Source organism: Rhodocytophaga rosea, from assembly GCF_010119975.1.
Lineage (GTDB): Bacteria > Bacteroidota > Bacteroidia > Cytophagales > 172606-1 > Rhodocytophaga > Rhodocytophaga rosea.
Genome location: NZ_CP048222.1, coordinates 1,683,850 through 1,707,143, shown reverse-complemented (window position 1 = coordinate 1,707,143; position 23,294 = coordinate 1,683,850). Strand labels below are relative to the sequence as shown.

The following is a 23,294-nucleotide window of genomic DNA, read 5'->3' as shown; positions in this document are numbered from 1 at the left end:
CATTTACACCAGCTTATTATGCTTCTGATATATACTGAAAATAGTGCAGAGAAGTACTTTTTCTCTAAATGACCCGAAGAGATTGTATAACCATACTATTTAACTATAGCTTTTACCTCCGCCAATATACTAAGGCATTGGCTTAATTTTTACACCCTTATTTCACCTGAACCTGATGAAGAAGACCCTTGTAGAACAACTCGACCAGATCAATGAATATGAGCACGAACGGGTGCCAGACCATACACTGAAAAGTAATGGAAGTTTCTGGGGATGTTTGCCGGCGAACATACGGCAGGTACCGAATTTGTGATCGGGCCTTTGTTTGTCGTACATGGGGTAAGCGCAGCTGATTTGTTTCTGGGCTTATTTTTTGGAAATGCCCTGGCCGTATTGAGCTGGGCCTTTGTTTGTGCGCCCATTGCCGTAAAACTCCGTTATACTTTATACCATCAACTGGAAAAAATCTGCGGTAAGCGGCTGGTATCTATCTACAATTTTGTGAATGCACTCATGTTCTGCTTTCTGGCCGGTTCTATGATTGCCGTGTCAGCTACAGCCGTTGGTATTCCATTCGATATTCCGATGCCAGGGCTTGGTGACTGGCTACCTACGAGTATAGGCTGGATCATTACTGTGTTTGCAGTAGGACTTGTCATTACGGTAGTAGCTATTCTGGGCTATGAGCAGGTTTCCTATTTTGCCAATATTTGTGCACCCTGGATGATCTTAGTCTTTGTGGCAGCGGCAGTAGCTGTTTTGCCTCAACTGGGCGTGCATTCATTTTCAGACTTCTGGACGGTAGCGCAGACCAAAATCTGGACTGGCATTCCCATAGAAGGACAAAGTAAATTTACTTTCTGGCATGTGATGTTTTTTGCCTGGTTTGCCAATATGGCCATGCACCTGGGTATGGCCGACTTGTCGATTTTCCGGTATGCCAGAAGCTGGAAGGCTGGTTTTGCTTCGGCAGGAGGGATGTTTATGGGCCATTATGTGGCCTGGATTGCTTCTGGTATTTTGTGTGCCGCTGCTGCTGGAAGTATTGCTCCTGGCGTAATTGCCTATCAAAGTGCTGGGATTGCCGGAGCGCTTTGCGTGATCATTGCCGGCTGGACTACAGCCAATCCTACGATCTACCGGGCAGGTCTGGCTTTTCAGGCCATTGCTCCCCAATTCCGCCGCTGGAAGGTAACACTGGTTACCGGATTAATTACCACCATTGCGGCTTGTTTTCCGGCCCTGGTGATGAAATTACTTGATTTTGTAGCTTTATACGGCCTGATCCTGATGCCGATGGGGCTATTATTTTTATTGATTTCTATCTGATCCCTAAAATGGGTTTGCAGAGTAATTATGCCGAAAAAACAAATACTTCTTTCAGCTTGCCAGCTTTTATTACCTGGATATTTACCCTGGGTTTATGCCTGGTGTTGAATCAACTGTTTGGTATGGAGATATTTTTCCTGGGCTTGCCAGGCTGGTTTATTGCTGCCTTGTTATATATGGGTACCAGTAAATACCTGCAAAAGCAACGGCAAGTACTCACCGCCTGATATTTAATTTACAACCCTCATTCTATCTTCCATGAAATTGCTGCTCAAACTTATATCTTTCATTGGCCTGGTACTTACCCTTGTTCCTGCCTTTCTGGTATTTGCGGGAAACATTGATTTAAATATGCATAAAAATCTGATGCTGGCTGGTACCTTACTCTGGTTTGTTCCGGCTCCTTTCTGGATGAGCCGGAAAAGCTAATAACCTGCACAAATGATAGCTTCCTGTTACCGCCAGGTTTTTACTTCAGAAAAAAGTACCCCAACGATAATGAGTATCAGCCATGCCAGAAAAGATATCCCTAAAACCAGATACTGTTTTATGCTGTACAATGGCCAGATGATATGCCCAGGCAAGCAAGGCTAAAATGACTGTATATCCTGTAATAAAAATGAATCCATCTCTGGTGGTATAGTATGCACTGGGCGGTTTTATTAACGAAAATAGAGTGGCTCCCCAATAAAACAACGCAATGAGGCCATTGATGAGGAGCGGAATAAAAAATACAATTTTAACTAAAAGAGGCATAAAACTAAACCTTTCCAGTTGTTGGGAAGATGTTGTGTTAGAATTCTTATTGTACAATTAGCCAGATTACTATTTCTTATGCCTCTTGAGCCAGCTTTCTACAACATCAGCTACTGTAAAGTGAACGCCTTTAAACTGTTCGGGCGGGGTGGTTTTTAATGCCTGGCTGAGTTTTACCACTGTTGGATAAAAATCAACCCCTTTATTCATAAACTGATCGTCAATGGCTCTCAACAATCTTTCTATATTATAGTTGTCGAAACTCCAGTGTTGCAGGTTATTACTGTTTTTTATATCATCCTTGATGGATGTAGCCATCCAAACAATATTTTGATTAAGGGGTTCTGCAAACTGTTCGGGATGATCAACCATGTTACCATCCAGAAAGGTATACACTTCCCGGTAATAATATTCATTCTTAAGTAGTTCCAGTAACTTTGTTTCCCAATCCGGATGGGCTTTTATTTTAGCAAGCGCTGCCTTCTTGATATCTTCCGGCTGATACCGGCCAGAAAAACCCAGTATATTAATCAGCGGATCTTCAGGTTTGTATGCGGCAATCTGGTTCAGATTTTCCTGATGCCAGCGGTCTTCCTGCTCCATACGGCTGGCTATCTCAGCCGCTTGTGCTTTGGCAGAATCACGCAGATACCCTACCAGTAAGCCTCCGCTAAACACCGTACAAATACTAAAACCCACCCAGAAAGGTATTTTGAATGTACTGGCCGGAACCGTTGATTGCAAGCCGGTATTTAGCGAGAAAAAACAAACCGTTAGCCATAGTAGCGGTATCCACAACTGGCCATGCCCTATGGCTAGCCAGTGCAAAAATTGCGGATACGTAGTATCAGTATGCCATTCCCATTTAAATACGGCACAAGAAAAGATAGTTATTGAAATAAATAACCAAAACAAAAGTACAATTGCCGTACGCAGGCTTGTATCGTGGAAAATCCAGTTGAATCCTCCTCTGGCGGTGATAACAAGGGTAAGAATCAGACTGTTTACAGCAAACCCAATTCCCAGTAAAACCAGAACAAGCCCATACCCCATTCCGGCATCTCCTGCCATGGAGGGCCTGGAGGAAGTAAGCATAGCAAGACCAACGTAGAAAAGAGCGGTAATGAAAAGGAAAATGTATCCGAGCATGGGGGTTATGTATGGTAGGGTTGTTTGTTGAATTATATATTTTATTCCTTCAGAAATCAGCACTAGTAAGCAGGAATAGTTTATTTTTTTACTTCAGTCATATCGATTAACCGGCTCATCAGGGCTATAGCGGCTTTGAGCATAGATCCACCTAAAGTATCATTCATGAGTACATTCATAGGTCCTTCGCCAAAATGTAGCCCCTCAGTGGTGAGCAGATTAATTCTGCCATAACCTGTTTTGGGCGCACCCAGCCTTTCGCCTTCCCAGGGGCCAATCCGGTGCATAATTACCTGACCGGCTTGTAATACCTGCGAAATTTCCTGATTAATCGATTCATTAGGACTTTCCCATACGATACCAGCACCCGAGTAATTATAATAGCGGGCCGTATAGTCGCTGTAAGCGGCTAACAGATCCAGCCCTTCTGGCATGGCTACTTCCACCACTACACCCAGCAACTGTTTTTCCTGATCCATCCGGTAACCCAGCTGGTGCATAAAATGGTGTGCCTGCAGATAGTGCCTGGACTCTAGTGCCGGCATCTGAATGATTTGCTGCAGGATACTGGCTGCCACCTGTTTATTATCTTTTTCCATTTCGGTTCTGGCTTTTGCGAATAATGTCCAGGGTTCATTAGCAGATATATTATTTCCCCAGGAATTAATAGGCATGTCTCCAAAAAGTGTTTCCCGGATAGGATTAACTGAAAGTTGGGTGTGGGCGTTCATAATTAGTTTAGTGTATTACTTGTAGTTGATTGTGGAAATTATGTTATAGTTGTATTTTTTGTTAGTAAGCCAGGCAGAACTATTCCGCTGTTGATGGGTACAAAGTAAAGCCGGATTCTGCCGTTACTCAAATTTTTAGGGTAAACAAAAGGTTAAATGAAGGGTATACAAGAGGTAAACAAACAGAAAAAGTAGCCTGTAAATGGCAGAAATGAGGCATTTGCAAAATAGAGGGTAAATCTGTAGAAGTGCTTCCGGGAATGTAGAATTTATAAATAGTAAAAGACAATGGGACCCAAGCAGGTCCCATTGCGAATAGCTAATCGTTTGAAATAAAAGGAGCTTTCCTGATATACATGTTGTCAGCTAATTGCTCGGCAAGAAAATACGCCAGATCCGTAGCACTTATTTTATCACTAGGGCAATCTTCCAGGCTGATACTTACTTTCCTGCGTTCCTCTGTTTGTTCAATCAACGGAAGCCGAACCATCGTCCAGTCTATATTACTTTCCGATAATATGCGGTATTCTTCCTGTTTGTCGGTGGTGGATTTGGGGTAGTTGGCATACATCCAGGCAGTAGCTGCTTTTACTTTTTCGCTTTTTTTATCAAGCGGCGTATCTACATTCAGCCCGGTCGTTACAATATAGCGCCGCACCTCACACTCATGCATGGCCCGGATAATATGACTGGTAGACATGCTGAATATAGTAGGCTCACTGGGGGGCAAACCTAATCCCAATGTGCTGATTACAGCCTGACAACCGGTCATCAATGATTTAACGTCCGCATAATTCCGGACATCGCCTATGATAATTTGAGCTAAAGAATTCTGGATATTTATTTTTTGGGGATTTCTGACCAGGATTTTGAGATGAAGACCCTGATTCGAAAGATGGGAAACCAGGTATTTGCCTGATTTTCCGGTGCCGCCTATTACAGCGACGGTATGTATCTGTTGCATGTTTGTTCTTTATAAAAATTGATAATACTATTTTACTTCGCATTCCTTATCCAAGGAACCGAAGGTTACTGGAGCAATTGAGCTTCAGACAATCAATATGTTATAAAGAGATTTTAATGCAGTAAATATATCCGTTTTTTCAGGAAATGAAAAGCAGAAAACGAGTTCGTAACAGTAAACTGGCATTTTTATTTCATGCGGTTAAACACAAACAGATCCTTGAATTCCCATTTGCTATCCTGTTGTTTGCCTACAGCGATCACAAACTGATCTTCCCCTCGTTTTTCGTACAATATTCTGGTGGGTTCGCCTTGTTTTTCTACAATCATACGGCCTTGGCTGGCTTCTATAAAATGATAGCGATCCGATTTCTCTTTTTCTTCTACGCCGATCATGCCGGGTTTAAAATGTTTGACCAGTACGATTAAGCCTTGCGGGGTTTGTTCGAATGCGAATAATTCATATAAAGTGGCTTTATTGTCTTTCATCATGCGCATGTAGCCTACAATATTGTCTCCTTCCGGGGCAGTCCAGTCTGCTTCGATAGTGGTTCCTTCGCGGTTTGCCTTCCAGTGCCCCTTAATAAAACTAATATCAGCGAGCGAACCAGTTTTTTGTGCGGTCTGGGCAAAAACATCGGATAACAGGGCGGTAAGTACAGTCAGAAAGAAAAACAAAGAGAATCGTTTCATAGGGTAATCGAATAATAAATTTGGTGTACAATGATAGTTTCCCGGCAAATAGGTTGAATAAAAGGCATTTGAAGCGTACTCAAGCTTCTGTCCTGCATTTTTAAGATTCCCGAAAGAAAAATTGCAGCTAAACCTATTTATTTTCTGGTACGAAAGCCAGCTTTTCTATACATTTATTCACCAGTAAAATTAAGTTTCAAACAGCCAGCCGCTTATGATCAAATGGACACCCTACGTGTTTGTCAGGCTTACTATTTACCTGATCACCGGGGTTCTGCTGGGTATCTATCTGCCGGTTGCTGCACAAACTTATCATCTTCTGTTTTTCGCGTTTGGCGGATGCCTGCTTTTGTACTGGCTGGTATATTTGCTCATCCGCACGCTATGGAAAGGCAGGTTACTAAGGCCTGTTTTTGGCCTATTAGCCTTAGTACTCACCGTGCTTTTCGGGTATCTGCGAACGTATCAGGTTACCGGGTATTCACAGCCTAATCATATTATTTATCAGGATTCAGCTTTTACTTATTATAGTGGAACGCTCGTTTCTGAAGTGCAGCAGCGGCCTAAAAACTATAAATCTGAAATGCAGGTGGACCGCATTTACAGGCAAGGCCAGGGGCAGCCAGCTTCCGGGAAAATTTTAGTATACCTGGGCAAACAAGACAAAAAACCTGTATATGGAAGCCAGGTACTCATCAAAGGAGCCCCCCAGCCAATACTTCCGCCAGCTAATCCGGGCGAATTTGATTACAGAAAATACCTGGAAAACCAGCAGATCTATCTGCAGCATTTTGTAAAACCAGCAGCGTATGCAGTATATGGCTATCATCCACCCAATCTTGTTTTCGCTTTTTCCTTCCGCCTCCGTCAGCAGGCCGACAGTATTTTCCGGGCTCTGATTCCTTCTGATAGGGAATATGCCATTGCGAGCGGACTTATTCTGGGTATCCGGAACGGACTGGATAATGAACTTAAACAAGCCTATGCCAGTGCCGGAGCCATGCATGTACTGGCTGTTTCCGGTGCCCATGTGGTGATTGTATTTGAGATACTCTCTTTATTGCTGGGTAAACTGAAGACCTTCAGGTATGGGAACTGGATTTTTGCTGGTGTGATACTCAGCTTATTGTGGCTATATGCCGTAATTACCGGTTTTTCGCCTTCTGTTTTGCGGGCTGTCGTAATGTTTACGCTGGTGGTGATTGCCAAAGCGGCTAACCGGCAACGAAGTATTTACAACAGCCTGGCTATTTCTGCCTTTGTGTTGCTGGTGATTAACCCTTATTTTTTGTTGGAGGTGGGTTTTCAGCTTTCGTATGCGGCCGTGCTCGGCATTGTGTATCTGTTTTCCAAGTTGTATTATCTGCTGAATTTTAATAACCAGCCTGCCAACTGGGTATGGGGCATTACCTGTGTGAGTATAGCGGCGCAGGTTGCCACCGTGCCAATGAGCTTATATTATTTTCACCAGTTTCCTACCTATTTTCTGCTTGCCAACATTCCGGTTATTATTCTATCTACCATCGTATTATACCTGGGGTTACTTACTTTAGCCGTCTTTTGGATTCCCTATGTATCTGCCATTATTGCTTTTTTACTTAAATGGACTGTATGGGCACTCAATCAATCGGTATTTGTAACCGAAAGAATTCCAGGTGCTTTGATTCAGGGAATATCTATCAGTCTGGTGGAAGAGATTATATTATATGTACTGATTGTGCTGGTGTTGCTGTTTTTACATTACAAACAGCTAAGATACTGGTATGCCGTTTTTGGAATCATCTGCTTGCTGGTTGCCGTGAATATGGCAGAAATTTACCGGCAGCACAGGCAAAAAGAGCTACTGATTTATTCTGTAAATAACCATACTGCAGCTTGTATCATGGAAGGAAGAAAGGGCTATTTTCTGGCGGATTCAGCATTATTGCAGGCTAAAACTACGATTCAATACCGCTTTACTAATTACTGGTGGGATAAAGGTATACAGCATACTGTTTTTTTGCCTCTGAATCAGACACAATCTGAACAGCCAGCCCTCCGAAATTTCAAAGAAGGAACCTGGCTGGTGTGGCAGGGTAAAACTTTTCTTTTCCTGAACAAGGCACCAGTCCGGAATATCATTCCTGTTTTTCAGAAATATCCTCCAGATTACCTGATTGTGCAGAACAATGCTTTGCGGAATCTGAATCGTTCTCATTCTTCTGTCAAACGCCTGATCATTGATGCGTCTAATAAACGATACATTGCCGAACGCCTGAAAAAGCAAGCCGACAGCCTGCATATTCCTTGTTACTCAGTATTTGACTCCGGCGCATTTATTTTGAAAGAGTGAGAGGATAGTCTGGAACCTGGACTACACAGATTCAAGGATTAACAGGATTCAAGGAAATGATAGAATTACCAGGTGACAGAAGGCCGTAATGACAGAAGAATTGAATTAATAAATTACAATTCAACAATTCAACAATTCAACAATTCAACAATTCAACAATTCAACAATTCAACAATTTTATGTCCTTAGTAGAATACGAAGTAAACGATAGAATTGCCTATCTCACCTTAAACCGGCCTGATAAGCGCAATGCGTTAAATAGCGAAATGGTAGCACAATTGAGCGAATCCTTTAAACGGGCTTCATTGGATGAGGCAGCAAAAATAATCGTGTTAAAAGCCAATGGAAAAGTGTTCTGTGCCGGTGCCGACCTGGGGTATTTACAGCAATTGCAACAAAATACCTTTGAAGAAAATATAGCTGATTCTACCCAGCTGGCTTCTTTATTTGAGCAGATATATATGCTCAACAAAGTAGTAATTGCCCAGATTCACGGACATGCTATTGCCGGTGGCTGCGGTCTGGCTACCCTTTGTGATTTTTCGTTTGCGGTACCAGAGGCTAATTTTGGGTATACAGAAGTTAAAATCGGTTTTATTCCAGCCATTGTCAGTTTATTTTTGATCCGCAAAATAGGGGAGGGGAAAGCCAGAGAACTACTCTTATCCGGCGAACTGATTTCTGCGGAACAGGCACAAGTTTATGGCTTGATAAATTATATAACTGAAGAATCAGAATTATCCCTCAAGGTGCAGGAATTCGCCAGAAAACTCTGCCATAATAATTCTGCTCAATCTATGGGCAGTACCAAAAAACTCATGGCTCACATCCAGACGATGGACTTAACTAACGGTTTACGATTTGCTGCCAGAATGAATGCCGAAACCAGGGAAAGTGCAGATTGTAAAAAAGGAATAGCTGCTTTCCTAAATAAACAGGAAATTCAATGGTAGAAATTCTAACTGGAAATAACTTAAAAAATAGAATCCAAGATCCAGCCAACTATGGCCAGAACAATACTGAAAAATAATGCCGCAAAAAATCCAGAAACGCTAAAGCCGGGAACCAGGTAGTCTGCCAGATAGATAATGATTACATTAATGACAAGCAGAAAAAGTCCGAGCGTAAGAATCGTAACCGGAATGGTAAGGATAACCAAAATGGGCTTTACAATTGCATTGAGTAAACCCAGTACAATGGCAACAATGATGGCCGTAAGGATACTATCTACGCCTACGCCGGGAATCAGGTAGGCACTAATAATTACAGCTACAGCAGATATCAGAATTTTTGCAAGCAAGCCCATAAGTTTGTATATATTAAGTGGTTTAGTGAACGAATATTGTATACGAACAAGCTTAGATTTAGATGTACTGGTGCATAGTGGGCAGGCAACAATTTACATAGCATAATTTTACTAAAGACCAAAGACTGTTTACTTCCCTCTATTTATGCCGGCTTTGCAATACTTCAATTACCTGATCGAGGTCTATGTTTTTCTGCTCCAGCAATACCAGAAAATGGAATAGCAAGTCAGCCGCTTCGCCTTTAAAAAGCTCATCATTCGTATCTTTTGCCTCAATCACCAGTTCTACGGCTTCTTCCCCTACCTTTTGGGCCACCTTATTAATTCCCTTTTGAAACAGAGACGAAGTATAGGATTTTTCACCAGGATTAATGCGGCGGTCGTGGATGATACTTTTCAGATGATCCAGGAAAGCCGTCTTATTTTTATTGGTTTCATTAAAGCAAGTATCAGCTCCGGTATGGCAAACAGGCCCTGCCGGATTCGCCTTTATCAATAAAGTATCTCCATCACAATCTACTGTAATTTCGCTCACTTTCAAAAAGTTACCGGAAGTTTCTCCTTTGGTCCATAATCGCTGTTTAGAGCGGCTGAAAAAGGTAACGATTCCTTCTTTCCTGGTTCTTTCTAATGCCTGTGGATTCATATATCCGAGCATCAGCACTTTGTTTGTAAAGGCATCCTGAATAATAGCAGGTACCAGTCCGTTATTTTTCTCAAAATCTATATTCATGTATAAGAAATGTAAAGGGGGTAATTCATTCTGCTGAAGAAAAAATAACCCAATACTATAACTATTTTCTAACAATAATTCCTTTTTTCTGCAGGTAATGTTTCAGGTCCGGAATCATAATTTCTTTAAAGTGAAAAATACTGGCCGCCAGGGCAGCATCCGCTTTTCCCTGTATGAATACTTCGGTGAAATGTTCCATGGTTCCGGCACCTCCCGAAGCCACAATCGGAATTTGTAAAGTTTGGGAAATCTGTGCCGTTAATTCCAATGCAAAGCCATTTTTAGTGCCATCCGTATCCATAGATGTAAGCAAAATCTCCCCGGCACCCCGGTCTTCCACTTCCTTTGCCCAGGCAATGGTACGCAAGTCGGTAGGTCTACGTCCGCCATGTGTATGCACAATATGCTCGTTATTGACAAAACGTGTATCAATTGCCACTACCACACATTGACTGCCAAATTCCTGTGCCAGCCTATTTACCAGTTCCGGATTCCGCACCGCCGCCGAATTGACCGAAATTTTATCTGCACCGGCATGCAGCAAAGCGGATACATCTGAAACAGATGAAATACCTCCGCCTACGGTAAAGGGAATATTCAGCGCACGGGCTACATTCCGTACGAGTTCTATCAACGTTTTCCGGTCTTCTACCGTAGCTGTAATATCCAGAAAAACCAGTTCATCTGCGCCTTGCTCTGCATACAATTGCGCCAGTTCTACCGGATCACCGGCATCCCGGAGGTTTTCAAAATTTATGCCTTTTACTGTTTTGCCGTTTTTAATATCCAGGCAGGGAATAATACGCTTTGTAAGCATAGGACCAGAGTATATAAATAGAAAGAACAGTAGAAAATTAAGTGCTGTTATCGGAATCAGCACTTACAAAGTTACTGTGTGAACAGCTTATTTATTTGTTTTCAACAATAAACCTGCTGAGCTCCTGGAGTTTAATTTTACCTTCATAGATAGCTTTGCCCACAATTACACCAAAAATCCCCATTTCATTCAAACGCAGAATATCGTCCATCTGGCTGATGCCGCCACTGGCAATCACGTTCAGGCCTGGGAATTTATAGTCAATAAAGCCATACAGCGGAAAAGAAGGACCTTGTAATAGTCCGTCTTTGGCAACATCTGTACTAATTGCATATTTTACTCCTTTGCCTATATACTCGCCAATAAAATCATATACAGAAAGTTCGGTAACATCTTTCCAGCCATGAATCGCAATTTTTTCATTTTTGGCATCAGCTCCCAGAATAATCCTATCGCCGCCATGTTTGACTAACCAGCTTTCAAACAAATCCCGGTTTTTTACGGCTACACTTCCCCCGGTGATCTGTTTGGCTCCATTATCGAAAGCAATATGAATATCTTTATCTGACTGTAGCCCACCACCAAAATCGATATACAGGGAAGTTTGAGTTGCTATTTGTTCGAGTGTTTTATAATTAACTACTTTTTTTTCCCTGGCTCCATCCAGGTCTACCAGATGCAGCCGGGTAAGTCCGGCACCTTCAAAAGATTTGGCTACTTCTACCGGATGGGAATTGTATTCAGTAGTACGGGCAAAATCACCTTGTGTCAGGCGTACACACTTTCCATTAATAATATCAATAGCAGGAATAATCTGGATCATGAATTGAAATAACCGTAATTGCTTGAGAATGGGCTTTGAATTCGCTGCAAATTAGGAGTAAAATCCGGAGGAATCACAGGAAAAAGGCCGGAAGCTTAAAAAATTACAAAAAAATTCAGGAGGGAAATTGCATCAAATAAAAATATTCTCTTACATTTGCAACACTTTAATCCAAAGGAGTTGGTCCGGTAGTTCAGTTGGTTAGAATGCCGCCCTGTCACGGCGGAGGTCGCGGGTTCGAGTCCCGTCCGGACCGCAGAAATGAAAAAGCCCTTAATTTTGCAAATTAAGGGCTTTTTTGGTGTTTTTCCGGGACTCGAACATATCCCCTTTCTGAGCAGATTTCCCACTTTTTGTTTATCTCTACCTATAATTTGTGCTGATTTGATTATCCCCAAATAGGACAGGAATTGAGTAAGCTTATGCTAAAAATTACAGAAAATAATCTGTGAGAAATAAATATATTAGCCTGTCTGCATCCTTTTCCCTTGAAGCTGACTATATGCTACTTCAAGCCGGTTGCTTTACCTTATGAAAACACTTCTACTTCTCTTTTTAAATCTCTTTGCTTGCTCTTGTTTTGCTCAAATTCAGATTCTTTACTTCAACAGCACCTCCAACATCGTCCGTCTTGAATTCTCTACCTTTTTTTCTTCACTTTTTTATACTGGCATCGGTTCAGGAGCCAATATTGGAGAAGGGATTGCCCATGCAGAAACAGGCAGGGAACTTCTATCCTACAGCGGCTTTACTTATTCAGGTACGGTGAGTGTGTTATTTTAAAAGGATTATCTGAGTTATTGCCAAATAATTACAAACCACTGATAGAACTTATTAAACAGTATTGTTCCATTCTATTAGTTTTTATGAAAAAAAATCTATTCTCTGTTTTTTTAGCTATAGTATTATCCTTCTCTTTAACTATTAGAGCTCAAGTGCTTGATTCAACTATGGCCGTTGTAAGTAGTGGCTCTATTAATAGTAGTGCAAGTGTTTATACAATGGCCACTTTAAATAATACGATATATCTGGGTGGTAGCTTTGACTATGTAGGTCCTAGAACTGGTTCTGGAGTACCTGTAGATATAGCTACTGGATTAGCAAAAGCGCAGTTCCCAAAAGTAAATGGTACAATTTATACAATTATTTCTGATGGCAAAGGAGGATGGTTTATGGGTGGTAGTTTTAAGGTAATCAATGCAGCTGATTTCGCATTCTTAGTCCATATCAATCCGAATTATAGCTTAGACAAATCATGGAATCCGAAAGTTAAAAGTCCTATTTATACTTTATTACTTTCAAATAATATCCTATATGTAGGGGGAAGTTTTTCTTCCATTGGAGATACCCAAAGAAATAATATTGCAGCAATAGATATTACCTCCGGACAAATAACGCATTGGAACCCTAATGCAGATTATGAAGTAAAAACTATTCTTTCAGCAAACAATAACATAATTGTAGGAGGTAGATTTACACAGATTGGGGGAGCACAACGTAATTTTTTGGCTTTATTGGACCCAGTTACCGGATTAGCTTCTCCTTGGAATGCTTTTATTGATCAGGGAGTTTCTACTCAAACATATATTAAGTAAGAGTACACAATTAAGTATAAGATTTTGGCAAATTGTATCTTTGCTTATGCGTTATATCAAGAAGATTACAGACAAGCAAAAACAAGACTTAGAGAAGATTCATAAAGATAGTAAAAGTTATCAGGAACGTAACCGTTGCCAATGTATACTGTTATCCAATCAAGGCTATCAAGTACAGAAGTTAGCAAGCATTTTTCAAGTAAGTCAGTTAAGTATTTATAAGTGGTTTGATCGCTTTGAGAAAACAGGTGTGGTAGGGTTAAAGAACCAAAAAGGGAAAGGCAGAAAACCCATCCTTACTACCAGTAATGCTACCCATGTTGAAGTAGTGGAAAATAGCATAGAGAAAGAAAAACAACAACTTAAATTAGCTAAGCGAGAGATAGAAGCTAAATTAGGCACGGCTATGAGTGAGATGACCTTGAAGCGGTTTTTAAAAAAATTGACTACCGATGGAAACGTTTCCGTAAATGGATAAAGCCATTGCAAAACAAAGAAGCATATGAGCAGAAAGTCAAGCGATTACATGCTTTGCTTTATTTGGCACAGACAGGCAGTATAGATTTATATTTTGGAGACGAATCAGGGTTTTGCCTTACCCCTTGTGTACCTTATGGATGGATCAAAAAAGGCGAACACGCCCCTATTTTATCCCAAAGAAGTACAAGGATAAATGTATTTGGCTTGTTAAGTACAAATAATGAGTTGCTTACTTATCAGAAAAGTGGGAGTCTAAACGCTGACTTTATCATTGAATGTGTAGAGGCCTTCTCAACATCTATTTCCAAGTTTACTGTCATAGTCTTAGACAACGCCTCCTGGCATACATGTGGCCTATGGGAAGTCAAAAAAGAAGAATGGGAACAGAAAGGATTATACATCTTTTTGCTGCCTAAGTATAGTCCTCATCTTAACAGGATCGAACGATTTTGGAAGCAGGTGAAATATCATTGGCTCAAAGCCGAAGACTATCTGTCTGTAGAAGCGCTTAAGGAGGCACTTTATACCATCTTTTCAGGATTGGGTACTTACTTTAAACTTGATTTTAAAAAACTTGAAGTAGATGAAAATATTATACTTAATTGTGTTTAATTACTTAACATCAATAAAAATACTTCTATGTTTCTTTCACTAAGTCTATCTTCTATATTTCTTTACTCTAACGCAAATAGTTATATAAATCAGGCAAATAAGAGAACTATCACTATCAGATATAAAAGCTGGTATCCATATTCTACATATAGAAACAGCTAAAGAAACCTTTGTGAAAAAACTGATAGTTTGATAACGAATAAATTTTCGCTTCAAGTTGCTGATAATCAGATAATTAATTTTAATGAAAAATGTTTATGCCTAGGTTTATTCCTTAACTATGTGTAGTCCGCAACTATTTAATAGCTAAAGAGTTAACTTTGTAAAATAAAGTTCCGTCCGGACCGCAGAAATGAAAAAAGCCCTTAATTTTGCAAATTAAGGGCTTTTTTGGTGCTTTTCCGGAACTCGAACATACACCTTTTCTGAGCAGATTTTCAACTTTTTGTTTATTCCTACTTACAATTTATGCCCATTTGTTTATTCCTAAATTGTGTCCTGTTACTTACTGTTTGAATAGTTTTTTTACTACTACTCCTTTTGAAGTGTGGAGCTTACATATATACAAGCCCTTCTCTCTATTTGAGAGATCAATCTCTTGTCGATAATCTCCATTACCCTTGATTGTAATAGGAAAAGTTTGAATGTTTTTGCCTATTGCATCTACAACGGACAGCTCTACATCTGGACCTAGACTAGCAGGAATAGAAATGGTAATTCTTCCACTACTAGGATTGGGATAAACATTAATAAGAGAAGATAGGTAGGTATCGATTGCGGTAAGCACAAAAGAAAAAGCAGCTGATTCTTCTGAGATACAACCTACGCTATCTTTTACCCTTACTCTATAGGTTCCTGCCTTATTTACATAAATACTTTTTGAGGTTTGCTCAAGAATATCTCCATTCAAGCTCCACTCATATTCTGCACCTATTACATTACAAACTAAACTATCATTTCCTGCTTGAGTAATGATAGGCGTAGTTGGCTTAGGAAGGCGAGTGATGCTGACTGGCGCCCTGAGTGAATCTGTGCAAGTGTTAGCAGAAACCTTCCATTCAAAAACATTCTCTCCATAACCTAAGCCTGATACTAAAGATTGAGCAGAATGTATATCCTCAATTATTCCTGTTCCTTGTACTCGTTTCCAGCTACCTTGACCTTGGAGAGGAGAAACTGCTTGTAAGATGATCGTATCTTGTTCGCAAATGGATCGGCTTCCGCCAGCTTGAATAGTCGTATTGGTAGTTTGACAAACAACACTTGGGTTTAACCTGACTGCTTCTACCACTGTAGCAGGTATATCATAAATGGAATTAAAGACTGTATTAGTACGAACTGGCTCATTAAAATCAAAGAAAATATCTGCATAATTCTCAATCACTGTTTTCTCTGCAATACTTGCCAGCGGTTTGATGCTGAATTTGATAAATCCATTGCTAGCTAGTTGATCTCTGGTGCTGTCAGGCAGGTTTATGTTATTGAAAGTAAAGGTAAGCACTAGTTTGCCTTTGCCGGATACACTCAGCTTATAGGGATGAGAAACAGCTCCTACCTGAAGGGTACTGATATCTAAGTGCGAAGACAAGGTATCCACCACTACTACTTTGTAAGCTACATCGGTCCCAGTGTTTTGAAAACGGATGACATAATCTAAGGCTTTGTTCGTTGGCGTATAGTATTCACTACTCACACCTTGCGGAGAAACGGCTTTATCATTGGGATCAAAAGAATCGATGATAGGTAAGCATTCTGTGGCTATTTCAGGTTCTTCCTCCTCTTGAGGTTGCTGATTTACGTATCCTTTACTTACTGTGCCATTATCATTGATTCCACAAGCTTCAACCGTAATATAACTTTGTTTTTTACTTGGATGATGTAGATGTTGATCGGCTTCTAATCTTACGGTTTGTCCATTAGCTGGCACTTGCAAAATCAGGCTGTCTCCCTGACCAAGCTTGTAGCTTGACGTAAATACCAGTTGGGCATCCAGATAAATCCGGAAAGCACTGCTATCGGCCATACTACCCTTTCCGGTATTATAAATGCCTAAACGAACTCTGCCATTTTCCAGGCATTTAGCTTTTACATTTATATCTGAGTGATCCCAATTTTCAGAAGGGATTCTGTCATTGGCAGGTGTAATCCATACTTTGGTACATTGGGTAAGGCCTCTAATGTCAGGATTGCCACAAATCACCGAATCTTGAATATTGAAACTGCCACAAGTATTAGCAGCTATAGAATCAATACTAAATACATAATTACCTTCTTTGTCTACCGTATATGCCGAACTAGCGCTTTTTAAGACGACATACTCTGGTAGCTTTACATATATTTGGGCATTTTCTGCTTCCCCTTTGCCGCTATTGCAATAAGAAACGATAGTCGTATTGGTCATACACCTTCTTCTGCGATCAGAGGACACACTCACAGAGAGATAAGGAAGAAGGATAGTTTGATTGGCAAAGTCTTTACCGAGAATGGTTTCAGCAGAGGCTGTAAACTGAACACTATACGATGCAGAATTTGCCGGACATACTTGCTTGATAATAGCCGCTTTTTCAGTTGGGATTACTTGTTGAATTGTATAACTTCCACTATCAACAACAAGGGCATAGTTCCCAAAGGAATCTGAAGAGGTGAAATAATTGCCGGGCCTTGTAAATACTATCCTGTCTGCTAAACCATTTTCACCAGGATCTTTTTTGCAGTTTCCATTGGTATCTTCATAAATAGTTCCTTTCACTACATGCAGAGGTCTGTCATTTATAAAAGAGGCAAAATAGGGGCTAGTAGTTGAAGCAATATTTTTAAAATTACCCCCTACAAATATTCTATTGCCGGATAGAACAAGCGTATTTACACCACCAGCACTTATACTAGGATTCCAAGCGGTGGCTATTCCGGTTGTGGCATCAATAGCAGCAAGCCTATACCTGGATTGTCCGCCGACAGATGTAAAAGAGCCTCCTGCATATACCTTGTTTCCTATTATTGCCAAAGTGCTTACTCCGCCAGTTATATTGGGATTCCAAGCGGTAACCAATCCTGTAGAAGCATCAATAGCGGCAAGGCCATTTCTGGCTTGTCCGCCTATAGATGCGAAATTGCCTCCTACATACACCTTATTTTCAGCAATGGCCAGGGTGTTTACACCACCATCTGGATTAGGATTCCAAGCAGTGGCCACTCCCGTAGAAGCATCAATAGCGGCAAGGCCATTTCTGGCTTGTCCACCAACAGATGTAAAAGAGCCTCCTGCATATAAGGTGTTTTTGGAAATAGAAATTGATAGAGTTGATATATAAGTGTTTGAATTGGAATTCAAAGAAGCTATACCAGGATTCCAAGCGGTAGCTAAACCTGTTGAGACATCAATAGCGGCAAGGGCATTCCTGGCTTGTCCGCCGACAGATGTAAAAAAGCCTCCTGCATAAACCTTGTTTCCTGCCACAGTTAGTGTGTATACTTCACCAGTTATATTAGGATTCCAAGACGTAGCCGCGCCCGTTGAGGCATCAATAGCGGCAAGGCCATTTCTGACTTGTCCACCGATAGATGAAAAATCACCTCCTACATAAACTTTATTTTCGGCAACAGCTAGGGTATTTACTCTACCAATAACATTAGGATTCCAAGACGTAGCCGCGCCCGTTGAGGCATCAATAGCGGCAAGGCCATTTCTGACTTGTCCGCCGATAGATGAAAAATCACCTCCTACATAAACTTTATTTTCGGCAACAGCTAAGGTGTTTACTCCACCAGTTATATTAGGATTCCAAGACGTAAATAATCCCGTATTGGCATCAATAGCCGCCAAATAATTCCTATATTTTCCCCCTATTGACCAATGCGCAAACCCTCCCCCAACATAAACTGTATTCCCGGAGATTGCTATCGCATAGATACTTCCGGAGGTATAACTACTTACATCAGAATTCCAAGCAGTGGCTACTCCCGTAGTGGCATCAATAGCTGCTAAGTTACGCCTACTTTGTCCGCCTATAGATGCGAAATTGCCTCCTACATACACCTTATTTTCAGCAATGGCCAGGGTGTTTACACCACCATCTGGATTAGGATTCCAAGCAGTGGCTACTCCCGTAGTGGCATCAATAGCTGCTAAGTTATTTCTACTTTGTCCGCCTATAGATGAAAACAGACCTCCTGCGTAAACTTTGTTTTCAGCAATAGCTAAGGTGCTTATGCCACCAGTTACATCAGGATTCCAAGCGGTGGCTACTCCGGCTGTAGCATCAATAGCAGCAAGTCCATTCCTGGCTTGGCCGCCTATAGATGAAAATACACCTCCTGCATAAACTTTGTTTCCTACTACGGCCAGGGTGTTTACCCCACCATCTGGATTAGGATTCCAAGCAGTAACTACTCCGGTTGTGGCATCAATAGCAGCAAGGGCATTCCTGGCTTGGCCGTCTATAGATGAAAAAGAGCCCCCTACATATACTGTGCTTCCAGAGAGAGCTAAAGCATCGATTCGTTCATAAGAAATAAATTGTGGTTTCCAGTCTTTGTCCGGATTTCCATCAGACAAAATATGTGCTATATTATTGAACGTAACTCCTTGTATTTTACTGAATAATCCAGCTATATACCACCCTCCTTTTCCATCAGAAATGACTGTTCTCACTGTTCCCTCAATATGCAAAGGCTGTGAGTTTGTTAACTGGCCATCAGCTATATTAACCACTGCACCACCACCAGTATTAGGGCCTATGTAATTAAAAAGGCCACCAAGATAAATTATATTGCCCTCTTGTACAACCGCATTTACACGGTTATCAGTTACCCACATAGTAGTATCTATGTCTTGACCATGTAGGAAGGAAAAGGGCAAACAAAACAACAGCAAAAAAGAAAAGAGTAACTTATGTTTCATAGAATTCTTGAATAATGGCACCTACATAATACTACTTAATATTGAGAAATAAACTTTGGGAAATACTTGCTTGTCTCTTTTTATGCAAGAAAAGTGGAAAGAAGAGTTACTACAAAAGAAGCAGAAATATGAAAGTACTGTTATTCATGGGAGATAAATGATTAAGCACACTATAAAGACTCCTTAAGGGAAAAACTAATCTGTAATAATTTTTAGCTTATTTAAGTTTGAGGCTTTTAGAATGGCTTATGAAATTGAGCCAATAGTAGCTTTCCAATTGGAATACGATTTTCTTCTATTCAAAAGTTAAAAGGATAGAAACTGTTTATTCCTACGTTTACTCCCAAATAAGTAGGCTTTTATATCACCTTAAAATTCAACTATATATCCTTCAGATACTGATTCCCGTCCGGACTGCAGAAATGCAAAAAGCCCTTAGTCAATGAACGTAAGGGCTTTTTACTATTTTTAAGAGCTATAATAAATGTCCTAAGTTGCCAGTGGCGGCCCACCTGGAACCATGATACGCTGGCGTTTTCCTTTATAGGTATACCGGTTTGCCGTGAATTTTGCTGTCAGGTATTCTCCCATGTGGATATTGCCGGAAATGGTTTCACCTGATACCGTGCCTGAAAAAATAAAAGTAATAGAATCGCCGGGATTACGGTCTACACTGCGGAGTTTTACCTGATCTCCTTCAATGGTGCCAGCTATGTCACGTACAGAAAAATCACCTTTATGGGAGCCTTGTAGCCAGTTGCCATCTTGTTCCAATGTCAGCGAATGCTGGCTTTGGCTGCTGAAAAATTCTACTTTTACATCCCAGCGCCCACTGATTGTGGCAGATGGTGCAGGCATTTCTGTGGATCTTGGGCTGCGTTTCTGAGTTAAGATGCCATAAATACGGTCTGCTACTACTTTTTCATTTCCTGGCTGCATTTGTCCGGTGGTAATAGTAATGGAGGTTGTTCCTGGCTCGCTGCGGCTGCCGATGGCTATTCTGGGTTTATTTCTGCCTACCTCTTCAGCTAATTCTTCACCTGTAATATGCAAATGGTCAGGATTCCAGCTAATGTGCAGTACAGGCGAGCGGTTAGAAAGCTGGGTGGGTTCTTCTACTTTCGTTTGTACGCCATCAATGGTAGAAACCTTTTTCGAGATATGATCAAGCCAGGAGAGCCACTGTTTCCACTCGGCTTTATGATCACGTTTTATCCAGGCCTCCACACCTGCCAGCATCCCAAGCATTTCTTCCCTTCCTACTTTATTATCCCGGCCAGGACCATGATGGGGTGAACTCGCCTGCCAGGCCGACATCAGGATATCTTTTTTGCCTAGTAGTAACCCGGCACATTGTGGACCACAAATGGCTTTTCCACCACTATAGGCTACAAGGGTAGCTCCTCTTTGCAAATGAACACAAGGTATAGTAAGCACTTCGGCAGCTGCATCTACCAGGATAGGAATATTTTTAGGAGTGGCTACTTTGGCTATTGCTTCCAGAGTAAGTGGCTTTCCAGCTACAGATGGATCATCGGCCATCAGATAGATCATAGCTGTTCTGGGATTGATGGCACTCTCCAGTTCTTCCTGGGTATTTACCTCCACAATAGTAACTCCAATATTCCGTATCGCATGATCGTATGCATTGCGTGACATTCTGGGAATAATAACTTCTGTCTTTTCAAAACCTGAAAGATCAGGAATGCGGATCAGTTTTTCGGGATTACCTCCAGTCACACAAGCGGCTGTTACGTGCTTCATGGCGGCAGCACAACCTGCTGAAACCATTCCCCATTCTGCACCTGTTAGTTCGGCAAGCCTTCGTCCTATTCCGAAAGCCAGTTCATCATATTGTACAAAATCTTTGGAGGCGGCTTCCATAGCCGCCCGTACCTCCGGCCGTTCAATAGAGCCACCAATAATAGTAAATGTTCCCCGGCAATTAACAATGGGTTCTACGCCAATAGACCGGAATATATTCGGTTCGTTCTTTAATGCACCAAATGCAGCAGATTCTGTACCCACTGGTAGTATTGTCCCGGCAAATCCGTTTTCGGCAGGAGCCGCCCATACAGACTGGGCTGAAAGAACACTCCCGGTTATGGGGATGAGGGATAAGCCTTTGATAAGTTTTCGACGTTTCATATAGATTTAGGAATAATATACAGATGAAATGTTAGTTGATTATTTTATTGGGTTTGGGCTTAAACCCTTCCATCACATAATTTAGGAAAATAAAGTTTATTTGCTTTCAGTACCGGAAGATTTTCTCACCTGGCTGACTTCGGCGGCACTTACTATGCTGGCGTTGTTGCCGAACTTGTTATTATTCCGGATATAATTGATGATCGAAGCAATGGCCTGGTCGTCTAACACACTGGCATGGGCAGGCATTACTCCATTATAGGTTTTTCCATTTACCTGAATTTCTCCCTGTAAACCATTCAAAATAGCATTGATCAGCCGTTCCTTATCTCCGGTTACCCACTCTAAACCGGCTAATGGTGGAAACCGGTTATTGTCTCCTTTCCCATCCCGCTGGTGACAGGCAGCACAATAGGTATTATAAATCCGCTCCCCAGCTACCTCTCTTCCTTTATAAAGATCATCTTTTACTTTATCAGGTGTTTTCAGATGGGTGAGCAATTTGCGCTTTTCCATTTGCGCCAGCTGTGTTTCTCCGAAACTGCTTTTATCGCCTTTGTACATAATCCGCCATATTTTTCCTTTCCTGGATTCGGTCACATACAAAGAGCCATCTGGCCCAACCGCAAGTCCCATAGGACGGAATTTGGCGTTGCTTACATTCACAATCGTATCTACGCCGGCAAATCCATCAGCAAACACTTCCCATTTTCCGGTAGATTGCCCGTCTTTAAAAGGGACAAAACACACAAAATACCCGGATTGTGGGTAAGGAGCCCGGTTTGTAGAGCCATGGAAAGCAATGAATGCTCCGTTTTTATACCGTTCCGGGAATTGATCTCCCCGGTAAAATAGTAAATCATTAGGTGCCCAGTGGCCGGGAAAGCCCATAATAGGCAGGTCGGTATTATTGCATCTTCCAATACTATTGCCATCGCCGCCATATTCAGGGGCCAGTACTTTTTTCTGCTGCATGTGGTCGTAATAACAATAAGGCCATCCAAAATCGGCTCCTTCTTTTACCCGTAAAAATTCTTCGGAAGGAAGTACCGCACTTTGCCAGGGAGAAAATTTATCAGGCCATAAGCGCAGCAGATCATCCCGGCCATGCATTACCGCATACAGGTTTTCATCAACCGGATTCCAGTCCATGGCCAGTACACTGCGGATACCAGTGGCAAATTTTGTCCCGTCTTTTTGCGTAAGTCCGATTTTATTGGCATCAAACTTCCAGATGCCTCCATGCTGTTCCAGTTCCGGACAAGGATCTAAACCAGCTTCACCAGGCTTACCGCCGGGAGAATTTGCCAGATCCTGGCAGGCATTGGAAGGAGAACCGAACGGTACATACATATTGCCTTTGTTGTCAAAAGAAACCGGTTTGGTGATATGCCAGTGGGTGCCATGTGCATGATCGTCGGTCAGTACCACTTCCATTTCACTATCTGGAATAAGCTTGCCAGGCGTTAGTTTCTGCCGGTAAATTTTCAGATCAGAACTATAATATACATATCCATTGTGTATCCGCATGCCGTTGGCCAGGCTGCCTTCGTCTTTATAGTTACCAAAGCGCTGAATAATATCGGCTTTCCCATCCTGGTTGGTATCCCGGAGCGCTACATTACTTCCTTGTTCATCCTTAATAAAACGGAGTTTTACATAAATATCCCCATTGCTGTTTACCGCCATATGCCGGGCTGAACCTACACTGTCTGCTACCACTACCGCCTCAAAACTTCCGGGAAGAAAAAGACCACTATTATCCGGATCACCGGAAGGCAATTTTACCGGCTCTTTGCATTGAGAAAACCCTATTATAGAAAAACCTGCTACAACTATGTTCAAATAAATATTATATCTCTGCAGCACTTGGAATAGCAAAAAAGGTAATCTAGAAAAATACTTCATGTTTAGGTTAATAGGTAAT

22 protein-coding genes and 1 tRNA gene are annotated in these 23,294 nt (G+C 41.4%); 11 read left to right on the top strand and 12 right to left on the bottom strand.

The window, feature by feature from the left end; all coding sequences use genetic code 11:
• The first annotated feature begins 175 nt into the window (after positions 1 to 175).
• Genes GXP67_RS38010 through GXP67_RS36940 form a run of 4 tightly spaced genes read left to right on the top strand, consistent with a single transcriptional unit; the run spans position 176 to position 1,758 of the window.
• Positions 176 to 313 (top strand): hypothetical protein, encoded by a 138-nt coding sequence (locus tag GXP67_RS38010; protein WP_317170117.1) that lies wholly within the window; start codon positions 176 to 178, stop codon positions 311 to 313.
• Positions 274 to 1,329 carry a purine-cytosine permease family protein gene (locus tag GXP67_RS07145; protein ID WP_317170116.1) on the top strand — a complete coding sequence of 352 codons (1,056 nt, stop codon included), beginning with the start codon at positions 274 to 276 and terminating at the stop codon, positions 1,327 to 1,329. The genes GXP67_RS38010 and GXP67_RS07145 overlap by 40 nt, the downstream gene beginning before the upstream one ends.
• Positions 1,330 to 1,337: 8 nt before the next feature.
• Positions 1,338 to 1,556: a hypothetical protein gene (locus tag GXP67_RS38005; RefSeq protein ID WP_317170115.1), complete on the top strand. Its 219-nt coding sequence runs from the start codon at positions 1,338 to 1,340 to the stop codon at positions 1,554 to 1,556.
• A gap of 31 nt (positions 1,557 to 1,587) precedes the next feature.
• Positions 1,588 to 1,758: a hypothetical protein gene (locus tag GXP67_RS36940; RefSeq protein ID WP_197901656.1), complete on the top strand. Its 171-nt coding sequence runs from the start codon at positions 1,588 to 1,590 to the stop codon at positions 1,756 to 1,758.
• 45 nt (positions 1,759 to 1,803) lie between these two features.
• On the opposite strand, the gene GXP67_RS07140 is transcribed toward GXP67_RS36940, so the two are convergent.
• From GXP67_RS07140 to GXP67_RS07120, 5 genes are all read right to left on the bottom strand, one after another.
• A complete protein-coding gene (locus tag GXP67_RS07140) occupies positions 1,804 to 2,085 on the bottom strand; it encodes a hypothetical protein (protein ID WP_162442500.1) in 282 nt (93 codons plus the stop codon).
• A gap of 69 nt (positions 2,086 to 2,154) precedes the next feature.
• Positions 2,155 to 3,234, bottom strand: coding sequence for a hypothetical protein (locus GXP67_RS07135; protein WP_162442499.1), 1,080 nt, complete (start codon positions 3,232 to 3,234; stop codon positions 2,155 to 2,157).
• 80 nt (positions 3,235 to 3,314) lie between these two features.
• Entirely contained in the window at positions 3,315 to 3,965 is a 651-nt protein-coding gene (locus GXP67_RS07130) for a hypothetical protein (RefSeq protein ID WP_162442498.1), read from the bottom strand.
• Between the two features lie 319 nt (positions 3,966 to 4,284).
• A complete protein-coding gene (locus GXP67_RS07125) occupies positions 4,285 to 4,929 on the bottom strand; it encodes an NAD(P)-dependent oxidoreductase (RefSeq protein WP_162442497.1) in 645 nt (214 codons plus the stop codon).
• Positions 4,930 to 5,117: 188 nt separating this feature from the next.
• Positions 5,118 to 5,621 carry a DUF6265 family protein gene (locus GXP67_RS07120; RefSeq protein ID WP_162442496.1) on the bottom strand — a complete coding sequence of 168 codons (504 nt, stop codon included), beginning with the start codon at positions 5,619 to 5,621 and terminating at the stop codon, positions 5,118 to 5,120.
• A gap of 214 nt (positions 5,622 to 5,835) precedes the next feature.
• Between GXP67_RS07120 and GXP67_RS07115 the strand changes: the two genes are divergently transcribed.
• The gene (locus tag GXP67_RS07115; RefSeq protein WP_162442495.1) at positions 5,836 to 7,953 is read left to right on the top strand and encodes a ComEC/Rec2 family competence protein; all 2,118 of its coding nucleotides are present in this window, start codon (positions 5,836 to 5,838) and stop codon (positions 7,951 to 7,953) included.
• 179 nt (positions 7,954 to 8,132) lie between these two features.
• Positions 8,133 to 8,906, top strand: a complete 774-nt coding sequence (locus GXP67_RS07110; RefSeq protein WP_162442494.1) for an enoyl-CoA hydratase/isomerase family protein — start codon at positions 8,133 to 8,135, stop codon at positions 8,904 to 8,906.
• Positions 8,907 to 8,926: 20 nt separating this feature from the next.
• Here the strand turns inward: GXP67_RS07110 and GXP67_RS07105 are convergent, their stop codons facing one another.
• The 4 genes from GXP67_RS07105 to hisA all read right to left on the bottom strand — a co-directional run bounded on the left by GXP67_RS07105 (position 8,927) and on the right by hisA (position 11,632).
• Positions 8,927 to 9,259, bottom strand: coding sequence for a phage holin family protein (locus GXP67_RS07105; RefSeq protein ID WP_162442493.1), 333 nt, complete (start codon positions 9,257 to 9,259; stop codon positions 8,927 to 8,929).
• Between the two features lie 139 nt (positions 9,260 to 9,398).
• Positions 9,399 to 9,992 (bottom strand): bifunctional phosphoribosyl-AMP cyclohydrolase/phosphoribosyl-ATP diphosphatase HisIE, encoded by a 594-nt coding sequence (gene hisIE / locus GXP67_RS07100; RefSeq protein WP_162442492.1) that lies wholly within the window; start codon positions 9,990 to 9,992, stop codon positions 9,399 to 9,401.
• Between the two features lie 61 nt (positions 9,993 to 10,053).
• Positions 10,054 to 10,809: an imidazole glycerol phosphate synthase subunit HisF gene (hisF, locus tag GXP67_RS07095; RefSeq protein ID WP_162442491.1), complete on the bottom strand. Its 756-nt coding sequence runs from the start codon at positions 10,807 to 10,809 to the stop codon at positions 10,054 to 10,056.
• Between the two features lie 91 nt (positions 10,810 to 10,900).
• Positions 10,901 to 11,632 (bottom strand): 1-(5-phosphoribosyl)-5-[(5-phosphoribosylamino)methylideneamino]imidazole-4-carboxamide isomerase, encoded by a 732-nt coding sequence (hisA, locus tag GXP67_RS07090; protein ID WP_162442490.1) that lies wholly within the window; start codon positions 11,630 to 11,632, stop codon positions 10,901 to 10,903.
• A 182-nt stretch (positions 11,633 to 11,814) separates the two neighbouring features.
• Between hisA and GXP67_RS07085 the strand changes: the two genes are divergently transcribed.
• The 5 genes from GXP67_RS07085 (at position 11,815) to GXP67_RS07065 (ending at position 14,319) form a co-directional block, all read left to right on the top strand.
• Positions 11,815 to 11,888 (top strand) — tRNA-Asp (locus GXP67_RS07085).
• A gap of 275 nt (positions 11,889 to 12,163) precedes the next feature.
• Positions 12,164 to 12,415, top strand: coding sequence for a hypothetical protein (locus GXP67_RS07080; RefSeq protein ID WP_162442489.1), 252 nt, complete (start codon positions 12,164 to 12,166; stop codon positions 12,413 to 12,415).
• Between the two features lie 83 nt (positions 12,416 to 12,498).
• Positions 12,499 to 13,227: a hypothetical protein gene (locus tag GXP67_RS07075; protein WP_162442488.1), complete on the top strand. Its 729-nt coding sequence runs from the start codon at positions 12,499 to 12,501 to the stop codon at positions 13,225 to 13,227.
• 46 nt (positions 13,228 to 13,273) lie between these two features.
• Entirely contained in the window at positions 13,274 to 13,705 is a 432-nt protein-coding gene (locus GXP67_RS07070) for a helix-turn-helix domain-containing protein (RefSeq protein WP_162441276.1), read from the top strand.
• 5 nt (positions 13,706 to 13,710) lie between these two features.
• On the top strand, positions 13,711 to 14,319 hold the full coding sequence (locus GXP67_RS07065; protein WP_232064508.1) for an IS630 family transposase: 609 nt from the start codon (positions 13,711 to 13,713) through the stop codon (positions 14,317 to 14,319).
• Positions 14,320 to 14,824: 505 nt separating this feature from the next.
• Here the strand turns inward: GXP67_RS07065 and GXP67_RS07060 are convergent.
• The 3 genes from GXP67_RS07060 to GXP67_RS07050 all read right to left on the bottom strand — a co-directional run bounded on the left by GXP67_RS07060 (position 14,825) and on the right by GXP67_RS07050 (position 23,212).
• Positions 14,825 to 19,219, bottom strand: coding sequence for a DUF7619 domain-containing protein (locus GXP67_RS07060; RefSeq protein WP_162442487.1), 4,395 nt, complete (start codon positions 19,217 to 19,219; stop codon positions 14,825 to 14,827).
• 489 nt (positions 19,220 to 19,708) lie between these two features.
• Positions 19,709 to 21,367 carry an aminotransferase class V-fold PLP-dependent enzyme gene (locus tag GXP67_RS07055; RefSeq protein ID WP_162442486.1) on the bottom strand — a complete coding sequence of 553 codons (1,659 nt, stop codon included), beginning with the start codon at positions 21,365 to 21,367 and terminating at the stop codon, positions 19,709 to 19,711.
• Between the two features lie 96 nt (positions 21,368 to 21,463).
• Complete coding sequence (locus tag GXP67_RS07050) at positions 21,464 to 23,212, bottom strand: PQQ-dependent sugar dehydrogenase (protein ID WP_317170114.1); 1,749 nt, start codon at positions 23,210 to 23,212, stop codon at positions 21,464 to 21,466.
• Positions 23,213 to 23,294: the final 82 nt, after the last annotated feature.

What these genes read in the sequence shown, in the direction of transcription:
- GXP67_RS38010 (WP_317170117.1), top strand. Translation starts at nt 176, where the DNA reads ATGAAGAAGACCCTTGTAGAACAACTCGACCAGATCAATGAATATGAG.
- GXP67_RS07145 (WP_317170116.1), top strand. Translation starts at nt 274, where the DNA reads ATGTTTGCCGGCGAACATACGGCAGGTACCGAATTTGTGATCGGGCCT.
- GXP67_RS38005 (WP_317170115.1), top strand. Translation starts at nt 1,338, where the DNA reads ATGGGTTTGCAGAGTAATTATGCCGAAAAAACAAATACTTCTTTCAGC.
- GXP67_RS36940 (WP_197901656.1), top strand. Translation starts at nt 1,588, where the DNA reads ATGAAATTGCTGCTCAAACTTATATCTTTCATTGGCCTGGTACTTACC.
- GXP67_RS07140 (WP_162442500.1), bottom strand. Translation starts at nt 2,085, where the DNA reads ATGCCTCTTTTAGTTAAAATTGTATTTTTTATTCCGCTCCTCATCAAT.
- GXP67_RS07135 (WP_162442499.1), bottom strand. Translation starts at nt 3,234, where the DNA reads ATGCTCGGATACATTTTCCTTTTCATTACCGCTCTTTTCTACGTTGGT.
- GXP67_RS07130 (WP_162442498.1), bottom strand. Translation starts at nt 3,965, where the DNA reads ATGAACGCCCACACCCAACTTTCAGTTAATCCTATCCGGGAAACACTT.
- GXP67_RS07125 (WP_162442497.1), bottom strand. Translation starts at nt 4,929, where the DNA reads ATGCAACAGATACATACCGTCGCTGTAATAGGCGGCACCGGAAAATCA.
- GXP67_RS07120 (WP_162442496.1), bottom strand. Translation starts at nt 5,621, where the DNA reads ATGAAACGATTCTCTTTGTTTTTCTTTCTGACTGTACTTACCGCCCTG.
- GXP67_RS07115 (WP_162442495.1), top strand. Translation starts at nt 5,836, where the DNA reads ATGATCAAATGGACACCCTACGTGTTTGTCAGGCTTACTATTTACCTG.
- GXP67_RS07110 (WP_162442494.1), top strand. Translation starts at nt 8,133, where the DNA reads ATGTCCTTAGTAGAATACGAAGTAAACGATAGAATTGCCTATCTCACC.
- GXP67_RS07105 (WP_162442493.1), bottom strand. Translation starts at nt 9,259, where the DNA reads ATGGGCTTGCTTGCAAAAATTCTGATATCTGCTGTAGCTGTAATTATT.
- hisIE (WP_162442492.1), bottom strand. Translation starts at nt 9,992, where the DNA reads ATGAATATAGATTTTGAGAAAAATAACGGACTGGTACCTGCTATTATT.
- hisF (WP_162442491.1), bottom strand. Translation starts at nt 10,809, where the DNA reads ATGCTTACAAAGCGTATTATTCCCTGCCTGGATATTAAAAACGGCAAA.
- hisA (WP_162442490.1), bottom strand. Translation starts at nt 11,632, where the DNA reads ATGATCCAGATTATTCCTGCTATTGATATTATTAATGGAAAGTGTGTA.
- GXP67_RS07080 (WP_162442489.1), top strand. Translation starts at nt 12,164, where the DNA reads ATGAAAACACTTCTACTTCTCTTTTTAAATCTCTTTGCTTGCTCTTGT.
- GXP67_RS07075 (WP_162442488.1), top strand. Translation starts at nt 12,499, where the DNA reads ATGAAAAAAAATCTATTCTCTGTTTTTTTAGCTATAGTATTATCCTTC.
- GXP67_RS07070 (WP_162441276.1), top strand. Translation starts at nt 13,274, where the DNA reads ATGCGTTATATCAAGAAGATTACAGACAAGCAAAAACAAGACTTAGAG.
- GXP67_RS07060 (WP_162442487.1), bottom strand. Translation starts at nt 19,219, where the DNA reads ATGAAACATAAGTTACTCTTTTCTTTTTTGCTGTTGTTTTGTTTGCCC.
- GXP67_RS07055 (WP_162442486.1), bottom strand. Translation starts at nt 21,367, where the DNA reads ATGAAACGTCGAAAACTTATCAAAGGCTTATCCCTCATCCCCATAACC.